Raw genomic sequence first — 13262 nt, 5'->3', positions numbered from 1 at the left:
GCGCATCACTGCACGAAGCCGATGCGGTCCACCTGCGCGTTCTTGGCCGCAGCCAGCACCTTGGCCATCACCTCGTATTCGGCATCGGGGTTGGCCTCGATGCGCAGCTCCGGAGTGTTGCCGGCGGCCTGCGCCATCGCCTCCTGCAGCCGCGGCTGCAGCTCGGCTAACGGCAGCGGACTGGCGTTCCAGAACAGCTGGCCGCTGGCGTCCAGGCGCAACTGGATCGGCGGCGGCGGCTCGAGCGGCCGCTGCGGCGTGTCGACACGCTGCGGCAGGTTCATGGTGATCGGCCGCGTCACCAGCGGCACAGTCACGATGAAGATGATCAACAGCACCAACATGACATCGACCAGCGGCGTGACATTGATTTCCGACAACGGTCCCCGGTTCCCTGCGGTACTGAAAGCCATGGCGTGCCTCCTGTCCTGTGGTTGTGGTGTCGCGTCTCCAGCCTACACCCGCGCCGCGGTGGTTTGCGAGGGGCAACTGGCGACCAGCGGAGAGGCCAAGGTGATCCGCCGAGCCTGGCGGCACCGCACTTTGGCGCCGCTTCGGCGGCGGCTGCCCGCTGGAGGCTGGCCCGTTGGACACGACCTGCGCGCACTAAAGCGATGGCAATCGGAGGCGAGTTTTTCGCGAACGTCGTCATCGGCAGACCGACACCACCGCGGCGCCGACTCCGACTTCGACTTCGACTTCGCTGCATCGGACCGGCGGCTCCAAAAAAAACGCCACCGTTGCCGGTGGCGTTGCAGTCGCGTCATGACTGAGGTGTTGCGGTAGAGCTTATTGCTGCACGAAGCCGATCTTTTTCATGTCCGAATTCTTGGCGGCGGCCAGCACCTTGGCCATCACTTCGTATTCGGAATCCGGATTGGCATCGATGCGCAGTTCCGGCTGGTTGGTCGGATCGCGCTGTACTTCGTTTTCCATCATTTGCGGAAGCGCCGTCACAGCCACCGGGCTGTTGTTCCAGAAGAGCTGGTTCGACGCATCGATACGCAGATCGATCGGCGGCGGCGGGTCGCGCAACTGCGGCGGCGGGTTGATCACTCGCTGCGGCAGGTCCACGTCGATCGGATAGGTCATGATCGGCGCGGTCACGATGAAGATGATCAACAGCACCAGCATCACGTCGACCAGCGGCGTGACGTTGATGTCGGCCATGGGACCACGGCCGCCTCCTGAGCTAAATGCCATGGCTCAGTTCCCCTTCTCTTTGGTCGCAACGAAGCCGACGTCCAGCATGCCCTGACCCTGCGCGATCTTGGTGATCTCGTTGATCGTACGCATCTTGGTCGTGCGGTCGCCACGCAGGTTGAGCGGCGGCTGCGGAGTCTGCTGGGCAGCGGTGGAGAAACGCGATTCCAGGGCTTCCTTGGAAATCGGCTCGTCGTTCCAGTACAGCGACCCGTCTTCCTTGACCGCCAGCGTGATCGGATTGGAACGTTTTTCGTCCTTGTCCGGATCCTGCTTCAGGTTGGCTTGGGGCAGCTCCACCTTGACCTTGTGGGACATCAGCGGTGCCGTGATGATGAAGATGATCAGCAGCACCAACATCACGTCCACGAGGGGCGTGACATTGATGTCGGCCATGGGGCCGCCGCTGTTACCACTACTGAAAGCCATAACGGGCTCCGTTAATCGTTGCGTGGACTACTCGACCGCGGATCAGCGAACGCGCGAACCAGTGGCGAAGAAGTCATGCAGGTCGTGGGCGAACGTATCGAACTTGGCGATCGTCGAGCTGTTGACCTTGCTGAAGAAGTTGAACGCGAACACGGCCGGGATCGCGACGAACAGACCGATCGCGGTCATGATCAGCGCTTCACCCACCGGGCCGGCAACGGCGTCGATCGAGGCGGAGCCGGTGGCACCGATCTTGATCAGCGCGCCGTAGATGCCCCACACCGTACCCAGCAGACCGACGAACGGCGCGGTCGCACCGACGGTGGCCAGCAGGGTCATGCCCGACTGCAGCTTGGTGCTTTCGCGGGTCACGGCCTGACGCAGGGCGCGGTCGACGAACTCCGAACGGCTCAGGGTCTCGCCCAGGCCGGTGCCGGCACCGGCTTCGGCGCGCTGGTGGTGCGCAGCGGCCTGAGCGGCGTCGAGCGCGATCTTCGAGAACGGCTCGCTGGCCGGCTGCTCTTCCATCGCACGGATGGCGTCCTGCGCGTTCGGGGTGTCCCAGAACAGGCTGGTGACGCGGTCGGCCTGGCCCTTCAGACGGGTGGCGCGGAAGATGTTGATGACGGTCCAGTACCAGGACGACGCCGACATGATGATAAGGGTGATGAGCACCACCCAGGAGACGGCGAAGTCACCCGGCTTGGAGGTCATCTCGGTGATCAGGTGCTCGAAGCCCATCTGCGACAGGGCGTTCGATGCGTTGTTGCCCCCCGCAGCAGCGGCGATGAAAATTTCCTGCAGCATGACGCTTACCTTTGTTGTGTGTGGTGATGAGGGTGGTGCAAAGAGTAGACAGGGCCTGCAGACCGGCGGGTGCGCCGGCCTGCTGCCTTTGTATCAGTTCAGCGCGAAGTTGACCGGAACGCGTACGCGGCCGGCGGTCTTCTGTCCATTGGCGGTAGCGGCGTTGAACCGCCATTTGCGCGCTGCTTCCATGGCGGCGCGGTCCAGGTCGCGGTTGCGGCTGGATTTCTCGACGGCGACGTTGGTGACGTTACCGTTTGCGTCGACGTCGATGATCAGGATCACCTCGCCTTCCGCGCCCGACCGGAATGCGGACGGCGGGTACTTCGGCGGGTTCATGTTCTTCGACGAGATATCGACGCTGGCGCCGATGTCGGTTGCGGCGGCAGGCGGCGACGGCGGCGACGGCGGCGTGGCGATGTCGCTCGGACGCGGCTCCGGCACGTCGATCACCGGGGCTTCCGGCGGCGGCGGCAACGGGGTCGGCTTCGGCGGCGCCAGGTTCTTGACCGGCGGCGGCGGCGGCGGGGCGTCGACCAGGGTGACGACGATGTTGCGTTCCTTCTCCGCTGCCGCCTTCGGCGCAACGGCTGGAATCAGCAACAACATCAGCGCTGCCAGATGCAGCGCGATTACGAAGGCAATACCGATGATGCGCGGCCAGCTGAGGCCGGAAGCTTCATCTCTGTCGTAATGCCGATTGATGACCAATTGTTCCGTCATGCGCCAATGACTCGATTTAGGGGGGCCGGGATTCGCGAAGAATCTGAATCCCAGTTCAGGCGGCTTGACACCGCAGGAACCTCCAAGCTTATACCAATCCCTGTGACCTGCACTACTTTAAGCACTGGTTTTCGGGGGCTTTTTTTGCTTTTTACTTCAGATTGATGATCTTCTTGGCGTCTTCCGGCTTCTTGACGCCCTTGGCGAGCGCTTGCTGCGCGGCCTGCTTGGCTTCCGCAGTGCGGCCTTCCTGGTGCAGCACCTTGGCCAGGTTCAGATAGGTTTCGCCGTCCTTGGACATCGGCGCGGCCTTCTGCCAGTTCTCGATCGCCTGCGGCACCTGGTCGGTGTAGTAATACGACTGCGCCAGCGCCAGATAGGTCTGGTAGTCAGGCTTGAGGATGCCCTTCTGCAGGCCTTCGTTGATGACCGAGATGACGTCCTTTTCCTTCTTGTCGGTGTTGGCGTAGATCGAGTACAGCTGCTTGTACTCCTTCTCGTCGGTCAACTGCCCGGCGGCACGCAGCTTGTCCATCACCGCGGCGGCCTTGTCCATCTGGTCGGCCTGCATGTACATGCTGGCCAGGTTGAGCTGGGCCTTCTTGTCGTTCGGCGTCTTCGCCGCCAGCGTCTCGGCGGCCTTGACCGCTTCGCCGGTCTGGCCGGCGGCGGCGTAGGACGCCATCAGCAGCTGGTTCCAGCTGTCCTTGGGCTCGGGCGAGGCGGCGATGGCCTGCTGCAGCACCGGGATCGCCTCCTGGTAGCGCTCGGTCTGATACAGCGCCTGGCCCTTGAGGATCAGGTCTTCCGGGCGGGTCGACTTGGACTCGGCCAGGAACTTGTCCAGCGAGGCCAGGCCGGCGGCGGTTTCGTCGTCCTGCAACTGCAGCTGCGCCAGCATCAGCATCGACTGGAAGTGGCCGTTGTTGTCCAGGCCGTTGAACTGGATCGCCTGCTGCAGGTACTGCTTGGCGGCCTTGCTGTCGTCCAGGTTGTAAGCGGCCTGCGCGGCCAGCTGCGCGGCGATGGACTTGTCGTATTCGTTGGCCGCGCTATTGGCCAGGATCTCGTCGGCCTGGGTGCGCACGCCGGCGTAGTCCTCGCCCTTGTTGTAGGTGTCGATCAGCTTCTGCAGCTTGCTGCCGAGCTTGGCCGACGGCTTGCCGGTCGGCTCCTGGCGGGTGGCGTTGGGGAACATCACCGCGGCCTTTTCGTTCTTGGACTTGCGCGAGGAGCGCTGCTCGGAGCGATCGGACTGCGCGACAGCGTCGGTCACCACCGCGCCGCCGAGGGCAGCAGTGATCACCAGGGACAACAGCGCTTGCTTGCGGATACTGAATTTCATGGATCACCTCGGTGGAACCGCCCTGAGCGGCACGGAAGACGGAGCGGCCATCCTGGGCCGAGCCAGCAAAACTAACAGAAACCTATACGCGGTGAAAACGTTTTTAGGACGCATTGCCATGCACGGCGCACGCCCATGCGCGGCGGCGCCAATGCGCTCAACCGCACTTCGGCGTCCGCCCGGCACTGCGCGCCTGCGCATACACCGGCTCAAGCGTAGCGACATCGCGTTGCAGTTCGCCGATGCGGGCGCTGGGATCGGGGTGGGTGGACAGCCATTGCGGCGGGCGCTGGCCGCCGGCGGCCATCATGTTCTTCCACAGATCCACCGCCTGCGCCGGGTCGAAACCGGCCTGCGCCATCAGCCGCTGGCCGACCACGTCGGCCTCGCTTTCCTGGGTGCGCGAACCCGGCAGCAGGAACGCGGCCTGCGCGGTCATGCCGCCGACTTGGCCCACCGTGTCGGCCGCGGCGCTGCCGTAGCGCGCGCCGGCCAGCGCGCCGAGCACGCTGAGGCCGGTCTGGGTGCCCATCTGGCGAGTGATGCGTTCTTCGTGGTGGCGCGAGATCACGTGGCCGATCTCGTGGCCGAGCACCGCCGCCAGCTGATCCTGGTTCTTGGCCACGGTGAAGATGCCGCTGTTGACGCCGACCTTGCCGCCGGGCAGCGCGAACGCGTTGGGTTCCTTGTCGTCGAACAGCGCGGTTTCCCACGCCGTGCCGCGCCACTGCGGCGGCAATTGCGCGACCAGCGTGTTGACCACGCAGCGCACGTAGGCGTTGCGCTTCGGATCGTTGTCGATCGGCTCCTTGGCCTTGGTCTCGGCAAAGGCCTTCAGGCCAAGCTGATCCAGTTCCTGCTGCGATACGCCACCCACGACCTGGGTACGCCCGGTCGGCGAGGTGGTGGTCGCACACGCTGTCAGCAGCACCGCGATCGATGCCCCCAGTACAACACTCTTCATACGGGTCCCCCTATGACACGCATCGCAGTGTGGTGGCACACGTCTTAACTTTTCGTCAAACAAATCTTCAAGTTGTGCCAAACCAGTACAAAGCCGCTACAGCGACGGCATTGTTCAGCCCGTGTGCGGCGATCGGCGCCCACAAGGTGCCGGTGCGCTTGTACAGCCATGCGAACGCGGCGCCCATGCTGCCGTAGACCAACCATAGCTGCAGGGTTTCGGCCACGCCATTGCCGGTGGTGCCGGGCAATTCGTGCACCAGCGCGAAGGCGGCGCCGCTGAGCGCCATGCCCAGGCGCGGCCGGCCGGCATCCCACAGGCGCCCGAACAGCACGCGGCGGAACAGCAGTTCCTCGTAGGCCGGGGCGATCAGCACCGCGAACACGACCAGGAACAGCGGCATCTGCGTCATCGCTTCGCGCATCAGCGGCAGGTTGGTCGGCACCGGCTTGATCCCCAGCTGCGCGCCGAGGTTGGACAGCACGCTGCTGCCCACGAATACCGCCACCGCGACCAGCAGCACCCAGCCCCAGGTCGCCGGCACGCGCGCTGCCTGCCAGGAGGCACGGCGCTCGGCGGCGTTGGCCGGGCGGCGCAGGAAGTACAGCAGCAAGGCCGCGGACAGGGTGCTGACCAGGGCGATCAGCAGCTGCGCCAGCGCCCCGGGCTGGCCGATCTGGGAGGCGACGGCGGTGGCCAGCCGATCGGCGGGAATACCCTGCGCGCGCAATTCCATGGTGACCTGGAAGCCGCGCATCACGCCCCAGACCAAGCCGGACAGCACGCTGACGGCCAGCAACACGACCGCGGCCAGCAGCACGTCGAGGACGAAACCGAGCACCGGCTTGCCCCAGCCGGACGGCGGCGGCGCGGCATTGGTCAGCGGGGGCGGTGCGGGCATGTGCGACGGCAGCGAGGTCATCGCGATCCTGGGCGAGAGCAGGCTAGGGGAGCGGAACGAGGCCGGCCCCCGGCGCGCGCCGGGGGCGGCGATGCCGCGTCAGATGTCGAGGTTGGCGACCTTCAGCGCGTTTTCCTCGATGAAATCGCGGCGCGGCTCGACCACGTCGCCCATCAAGGTGCTGAAGATCTGGTCGGCGGCCACCGCATCCTCGATGCGTACCTGCAACAGGCGGCGCGAATCCGGGTTCACCGTGGTTTCCCACAGCTGCTCGGCATTCATTTCGCCCAGGCCCTTGAAGCGCTGGATCTGCCGGCCCTTCTTGGCCTCGTCGAACAGCCAGGCATGCGCTTGGGCGAAGCTGCTGATCGACTGGGTCTTGTTGCCGCGCACGATCTGCGCGCCTTCGCGGACCAGCCCGTTCAACGCCAGCGCGACTTCGCGCAGCGGGCGCAGCTCGCCGCTCTCGAACACCGCCATCGGCAGCACCTGGGTCAGCTCTTCGCCCATGTGGCGGCGCACCGCGATCAGGGTCGCCGGACGCTGTTCGCTGCCCGGCTCGAAGCGCAGCTGATAGCGGGCGGTGCCCAGGCTGCCGCGATTGAGCACGGCCTGCAGCGCGTCCAGGGTCGGATGCTGCTCGCCCTCGGCCTCCAGCTGCGCCACGTCCAGCGGCGGCAGGTCGATCAGCGCGGTCAACAGCGCCGGATCGTAGCGGTGCGCGTTGCGCGCCACCGCGTCGTTGGCGCTGGCGAACAGCAGCAGCAGCTTCTCCAGCGCGCTGCCGGTGATCGGCGGCTCGTCGGCGGCCGGAATCAGCGCCGCCCCTTCGACCGCACTGTTGGCCAGGTAGGCGTTGAGCGCGTTGTCGTCCTTCAGGTACAGCTCCTGCTTGCCCTGTTTGAGCCGGTACAGCGGCGGCAGGCCGATGTAGATGTAGCCGCGCTCGATCAGCTCCGGCATCTGCCGGTAGAAGAACGTCAGCAGCAGGGTGCGGATGTGCGCGCCGTCGACGTCGGCGTCGGTCATGATGATGATGCGGTGGTAGCGCAGCTTGTCCGGGTTGTATTCGTCGCGGCCAATGCCGGTGCCCAGCGCGGTGATCAGCGTGCCGACCTGGTCGGAGGCCAGCATGCGGTCGAAGCGCGCGCGTTCCACGTTGAGGATCTTGCCGCGCAGCGGCAGCACCGCCTGGTTCTTGCGGTTGCGGCCCTGCTTGGCCGAGCCGCCGGCCGAATCGCCCTCGACGATGAACAGTTCGGACAGCGCCGGATCCTTCTCCTGGCAGTCGGCCAGCTTGCCGGGCAGGCCGGCAATGTCCAGCGCGCCCTTGCGCCGGGTCAGGTCGCGCGCCTTGCGCGCAGCCTCGCGGGCGCGCGCGGCATCGACGATCTTGCCGGCGATGGCCTTGGCTTCGCTGGGGTTTTCCTGCAGGAATTCCTGCAAACGGGCGCCGAACGTGTTCTCAACGGCCGGCTTGACCTCGGAACTGACCAATTTCTCCTTGGTCTGCGACGAGAAGCTCGGGTCCGGCACCTTGACCGACAGCACCGCGATCATGCCTTCGCGCATGTCGTCGCCGGACAGGGTGATCTTGGCCTGCTTGGCGATGCCGTTCTGTTCGATGTAATTGGTCAGGGTGCGGGTCAACGCGGCGCGGAAGCCGGCCAGATGGGTGCCGCCGTCCTTCTGCGGGATGTTGTTGGTGAAGCAGAACATCGTTTCCTGGTAGGCGTCGGTCCATTGCAGGGCCACGTCCACCACGATGCCGTTCTGCTCGCCGGTCACCGAGATCACGTTCGGATGCAGCGGGGTCTTCAGCTGCGCCAGGTGCTCGACGAAGCTGCGGATGCCGCCTTCGTACTCGAACACGTCCTGGCGGCCTTCGCCGCGCTCGTCCTGCAGGGTGATCTTGACCCCGGAGTTGAGGAAGGACAGCTCGCGCAGGCGCCGCGCCAGGATGTCGTAGTGGAACTCGACGTCGCTGAAGATCTCCACCGCCGGCTTGAAGCGCAGCGTGGTGCCGCGCTTGTCGGACGCTTCCAGCTGCTTGAGCGGGTATTGCGGCTCGCCCAGCTTGTATTCCTGCTGGTAGTGGTGGCCGTCGCGCCACACGTCCAGCCACAGGTGCTCGGACAGGGCGTTGACCACCGACACGCCGACGCCGTGCAGGCCGCCGGAAACCTTGTAGCTGTTGTCGTCGAACTTGCCGCCGGCATGCAGCACGGTGAGGATCACCTCGGCCGCGGACACGCCTTCTTCCTTGTGGATGTCGACCGGGATGCCGCGACCGTTGTCGGACACCTGCACCGAGCCATCGACCATGATCTTGACCAGCACGTTGTCGGCATGGCCGGCTAGCGCTTCGTCGATGGAGTTGTCGACGACCTCGAACACCATGTGGTGCAGGCCGGTACCGTCGTGCACGTCGCCGATGTACATGCCGGGACGCTTGCGGACCGCTTCCAGCCCACGCAGCACGGTGATTTTGCTGGAGTCGTAGGTGGTGTTGGCGGGCGAGGTTGGCGGATTCTGTTCTTCGGTCATGCGCTTGCCGTAGGCTCCACGAGTCGGACGACGGCGGGCAGGAGCCCGGTCGCGCCGATGGATAGGGGATTGCGGCGAATTATAGCAGCCCCGGCCCTCCCGCCCCGCGGCGGCTAGGAACGGGCCACGGCCTGCCCATGTTCCACGTGGAACCGCGCAATCGGCAACGCCATGTCGGCCAGCGCCTGTGGGGTTTCCGTCGCGGTGACGAACACCTGCGCCGGCCCGGCCTGCAGCCGCTGCAGCACGCGCCGCTGGTGGTGCTGGTCCAGTTCCGAGGCCAGATCGTCCAGGGCGATCACCGGCCACTCGCCGCGTTGCTCGGCATAGTCCTCGGCCTGGGCCAGCAGGCAAGCCAGGGCGGTGAGCTTGGCCTGGCCGCGCGACAGCGCGTCGCGGCCGGGGATGGTCGCGAACTCCAGGCTCCAGTCGGCGCGATGCGGCCCCACCGAGGTATAGCCGTACTGGCGGTCGCGCTCGCGGTTGAGCAACAGCGCATCGGCCAGCGGCACCTCGTGGCGGCGCCACCCCGGTGCGAACTGCAGGTGCTGGATGCCCAGTGCTGGCGCCAGCTCCGGACCCAGCGCCAACAGGCGCTGCAGCAGACGCTCCAGATACTGCTCGCGGCGCGAGGTGAGCGGTTCGCCGGCCTCGGCCAGCTCGTGGTCCCAGGCATCCAGAGCCGCGCCGCCGCCGCCGCTTTTCAGCAAGGCGTTGCGCTGCTTGAGCGCCCGCGCGTAGCGGCGCCACAGTGCCAGGAAGTCAGGTTCCACGTGGAACAGGCCCCAATCGATGAAGCGGCGGCGCGGTTCGCCACCGCCGCTGACCAGCACATGGCTGCCTGGCTCGAAGGTGACCACCGCCAGCGCGGCGCAGAGCGTGCCCAGGTAGGCCACGTCCTCGCCATCGAGCCGGCCACGCCAGTCCTGGCCGCTATGGCGCAGCCCGGCGCGGCGGCGGCGTGGCTGCTGCGGTTCCGGGCCGCGTTCCTGCCATTCGACGAACACGTCCAGCGCGTCCTGGCCTTGGCTGACCAGGCCATCGCGCACCCGCCCGCGGAAACTGCGGCCGTAGGCCATCAGGTGCATGGCCTCGAGGATGGTGGTCTTGCCGGCCCCGTTGTCGCCGGTGATCAGGTTCAAGCCGGGCGCAGGCGCCAGTTCCAACGCGGCAAAGCGGCGCAGGTGATGAAGATCGAGGCGGGAGACGTGCATACGCGGAATCGGGGCGAGGCGCTCGCACCGGGCGCACGCGGGTCGGCTCATCAGGGTAGGGCGGCAGCATACCCAAAGCGGCTGCGAACGTCCTGTCGCGAGTGCAGCTGGGGGAATGGGGATTGGGTTCGATGCGGTTGGTGGTGCGGGCGTGTAGCTGCTCCTGCGAGGCGATCCAGGGAACCCCAGTGCGTCTCGGGAAGACATCAATCGCCAGGGGTTAGGCCCGTCGCGAATGAAGTCGCTCCCACAGGAGGCTTCGTGGGCTCGGAAGCGCCTGCGAGCCTCGTGCAAAAGAAAACCCGGCGCGAAGGCCGGGTTTCTCAACTGTGTTCCACGTGGAACACGATGTTTTGATCGCCGTCAGAGACGCAGCGGCATCACCACATGGCGGGAGCGGGCGCTGCTGGCCTCGCGTACCAGCGCGGAAGAGTTGGCGTCGCGCAGCTGGATCACGATGAACTCCTCGCGAAGCGCAGACAGCGCGTCGAGCAGGTAGTTCACGTTGAAGCCGATCGCCAGGTCGCTGACCTTGGTGTCGGCCTCGATCTCTTCCTGTGCTTCTTCCTGCTCGGGATTGTGCGCGCTGATCTTCAGCTGGCCCGGCGAGACTTCCACGCGCACGCCACGGTACTTCTCGTTGGACAGGATCGCAGCACGCTGCAGCGCGGCGCGCAGGGCCTCGCGATCCAGCTTGACCTCGCGGTCGGCACCGATCGGGATCACCGCTTCGTAATCCGGGAAACGGCCGTCGATCAGCTTCGAGGTGAAGGTGACATCGTCGCGTTTGACCCGCACGTGGCTGCGGCCCACTTCCAGCTCGACCTCGCGATCGCCGCCTTCCAGCAGGCGCTGCAGCTCGGTCACGCCCTTGCGCGGCACGATGATCTGGCGCTTGGCGCCGCCGGCGTTTTCCAGTTCGGTCTCGCACAGCGCCAGGCGATGGCCATCGGTGGCCACGCAGCGCAGAGTCTGATCGCGCAGGTCGAACAGCAGGCCGTTGAGGTAATAGCGCACGTCCTGCTGGGCCATCGCGAACGCGGTACGCTCGATCAGTTCCTTCAGCGCCGCTTCCGGCACCAGCACCCGCTCGGTGGCTTCCACTTCGTCGACCGACGGGAAATCGTTGGCCGGCAGCGTGGCCAGGGTGAAGCGGCTACGCCCGGCCTGCACGGTGATCTTGTCGCCGGTTTGCGAGACGGTGATCTTGCTGCCGTCGGGCAGCGCCCGAATGATCTCGAACAGCTTGCGTGCCGGAATCGTGGTTTCGCCGTCCTGCGCGTCGTCGACCGCGATACGCGACACCATTTCCACTTCCAGGTCGGTACCGGTCAGCGACAGTTGCCCGTCGTGCACCTGCACCAGGAAGTTGGCCAGAACCGGCAAGGTCTGGCGGCGTTCGACCACATTGACGACTTGCGCCAATGGCTTGAGGAAGGCTTCGCGCTGCAGTGTGAAACGCATGTGGTTCCGTGCCCCTATGCTTTAAAAAGATATGGAATAAATCAAAAGCTTGGTGGTGATGGTAGAGCGATTTTCGGTGCAAAGGTAGCTTAACTATCTGGATTCAAAGGGTTTTTCGGCCCTTCAATCCCGGGTATTACTACCCCTGTAGGGGTGGGGAAACCTGTGGATAGTTTTGCCGGCGCCGCCGCGCTGCACTTTATCCACAGTTTCTACCGGATTTGTCGCGAAGTCATGCACCGATTTATCCGTCGCGTCCGGCATGCCGCACCGGAGCGCTCGCGAGGGTGCCGATCCGCGCCTTTCCGGCGCGGTGCCGGCCCGCTACTCGCTCAGCTTGCGGATCAGCTTGTCCCAGTCCTCGCGCAACTTGCCGTCGGTCTCCATCAGGTGCTTGATCTGCCGGCAGGCGTGCAGCACGGTGGTGTGGTCGCGGCCGGCGAACGCATCGCCGATCTCCGGCAGGCTGTGTTCGGTCAGTTCCTTGGTCAGCGCCATCGCCACCTGCCGCGGCCGCGCCAGCGAGCGGGTGCGGCGCTTGGACAACAGGTCCTTGATCTGCAGGCCGTAGTAGTCGGCCACGGTCTTCTGGATGTTGGGGATGCCGATCGCCTGCTGCTGCGCGCGCAGCAGGTCGCGCAGCGTCTCCTGGGCGAACTCGGTGGTGATCGCGCGGCCGGTGAAGTTGGCGCGGGCGGCCAGCGTGTTGAGCGCGCCTTCCAGGTCGCGCACGTTGGAGCGCATCTTCTTGGCGATCAGGAACGCCACGTCGTCGGGGATCTCGGCGCCGCGCTCGCGCGCCTTGGCCAGCACGATCGCCGCGCGGGTCTCGAAATCGGGCGGGTCGATCGCCACCGACAGGCCCCAGGCCAGGCGCGACTTCAGCCGCGGCTCCAGGCCTTCGACCTCGCGCGGGTAGCGGTCGCAGGTCAGGATGATCTGCTGGCGGCCGTCGAACAGCGCGTTGAAGGTGTGGAAGAACTCTTCCTGGGTGCGGTCCTTGCCGGCGAAGAACTGGATATCGTCGATCAGCAGCGCGTCCACCTGCTGGAACTGGCGCTTGAACTGGTCCATGGTCTTGTCCTGCAGCGCGCGGATCATCGCGCTGAAGAACTGTTCCGAGCGCAGGTACATGACCCGCGCGTTGGGGTTCTGCTCGCGCATCGCGTTGCCGGCGGCGAACATCAGGTGGGTCTTGCCCAGGCCGGTGCTGCCGTACAGCAGCAGCGGGTTGTGCGCGCGGTCGCCGGGCTTCTGCGCCGCCTGCGTGGCCGCGGCCAGGCCGAGCTGGTTGCTGCGGCCTTCGACGAAGTTGGCGAAGGTGTAGTGCGAATCGAGGTTGCCGGCGAACGGTTCCAGCAACGGCGCCGGCGGCGTGCGCGCGGCGGCCGCATCGCTGGCGACCGGGGCCACCGGCTCCGGCGCGCGCGGACGCGAGCCGACCTGCAACGCCACTTCGCCGCTGCCGGCGAAATAGGTCATCAGCTCGCGGATCCGCGCCAGATAGCGCTCGCGCACCTGTTCGACGATGAAGGCGTTCGGGGCGTACAGGACCATGCTGTTGTCATGGCGCTGTTCGGCTTGCAGCGGTTTCAACCAGGTGTGAACGTCCTCGGCTGGAAATTCAGCTTCCAGACGTTCCAGGCAACGGGGCCAAGCATCCAT

General features: G+C 65.9%; 12 protein-coding genes. All 12 read right to left on the bottom strand.

Annotated features, from left to right (window positions below):
* Positions 1-5 precede the first annotated feature (5 nt).
* Positions 6-413: an ExbD/TolR family protein gene (locus HEP74_RS00060; RefSeq protein WP_179570263.1), complete on the bottom strand. Its 408-nt coding sequence runs from the start codon at positions 411-413 to the stop codon at positions 6-8.
* Positions 414-789: 376 nt separating this feature from the next.
* Positions 790-1203, bottom strand: a complete 414-nt coding sequence (locus HEP74_RS00055) for an ExbD/TolR family protein (RefSeq protein ID WP_003470010.1) — start codon at positions 1201-1203, stop codon at positions 790-792.
* A gap of 3 nt (positions 1204-1206) precedes the next feature.
* Complete coding sequence (locus tag HEP74_RS00050) at positions 1207-1632, bottom strand: ExbD/TolR family protein (RefSeq protein ID WP_184414452.1); 426 nt, start codon at positions 1630-1632, stop codon at positions 1207-1209.
* Between the two features lie 42 nt (positions 1633-1674).
* Positions 1675-2439, bottom strand: coding sequence for a TonB-system energizer ExbB (gene exbB, locus HEP74_RS00045; RefSeq protein ID WP_179570259.1), 765 nt, complete (start codon positions 2437-2439; stop codon positions 1675-1677).
* 93 nt (positions 2440-2532) lie between these two features.
* Positions 2533-3162: an energy transducer TonB gene (locus HEP74_RS00040; RefSeq protein WP_185814645.1), complete on the bottom strand. Its 630-nt coding sequence runs from the start codon at positions 3160-3162 to the stop codon at positions 2533-2535.
* A gap of 151 nt (positions 3163-3313) precedes the next feature.
* Positions 3314-4507: a tetratricopeptide repeat protein gene (locus HEP74_RS00035; protein WP_185814644.1), complete on the bottom strand. Its 1194-nt coding sequence runs from the start codon at positions 4505-4507 to the stop codon at positions 3314-3316.
* Positions 4508-4664: 157 nt separating this feature from the next.
* Positions 4665-5471 (bottom strand): M48 family metallopeptidase, encoded by an 807-nt coding sequence (locus tag HEP74_RS00030; RefSeq protein WP_185814643.1) that lies wholly within the window; start codon positions 5469-5471, stop codon positions 4665-4667.
* A 67-nt stretch (positions 5472-5538) separates the two neighbouring features.
* Complete coding sequence (locus HEP74_RS00025; RefSeq protein WP_524540758.1) at positions 5539-6393, bottom strand: CPBP family intramembrane glutamic endopeptidase; 855 nt, start codon at positions 6391-6393, stop codon at positions 5539-5541.
* A 78-nt stretch (positions 6394-6471) separates the two neighbouring features.
* A complete protein-coding gene (gene gyrB / locus HEP74_RS00020; RefSeq protein WP_185814642.1) occupies positions 6472-8919 on the bottom strand; it encodes a DNA topoisomerase (ATP-hydrolyzing) subunit B in 2448 nt (815 codons plus the stop codon).
* Positions 8920-9032: 113 nt separating this feature from the next.
* Positions 9033-10133, bottom strand: a complete 1101-nt coding sequence (recF, locus tag HEP74_RS00015) for a DNA replication/repair protein RecF (RefSeq protein WP_185814641.1) — start codon at positions 10131-10133, stop codon at positions 9033-9035.
* Between the two features lie 363 nt (positions 10134-10496).
* Positions 10497-11597, bottom strand: coding sequence for a DNA polymerase III subunit beta (dnaN, locus tag HEP74_RS00010; RefSeq protein ID WP_179570245.1), 1101 nt, complete (start codon positions 11595-11597; stop codon positions 10497-10499).
* 324 nt (positions 11598-11921) lie between these two features.
* Positions 11922-13262: a chromosomal replication initiator protein DnaA gene (gene dnaA, locus HEP74_RS00005; protein WP_179570243.1), complete on the bottom strand. Its 1341-nt coding sequence runs from the start codon at positions 13260-13262 to the stop codon at positions 11922-11924.

The sequence above is a fragment of the Xanthomonas sp. SS genome (assembly GCF_014236835.1).
Classification (GTDB): domain Bacteria; phylum Pseudomonadota; class Gammaproteobacteria; order Xanthomonadales; family Xanthomonadaceae; genus Xanthomonas_A.
The sequence above is the reverse complement of the archived record's forward strand: the minus strand, read 5'-3'. Positions and strand labels throughout refer to the sequence as shown.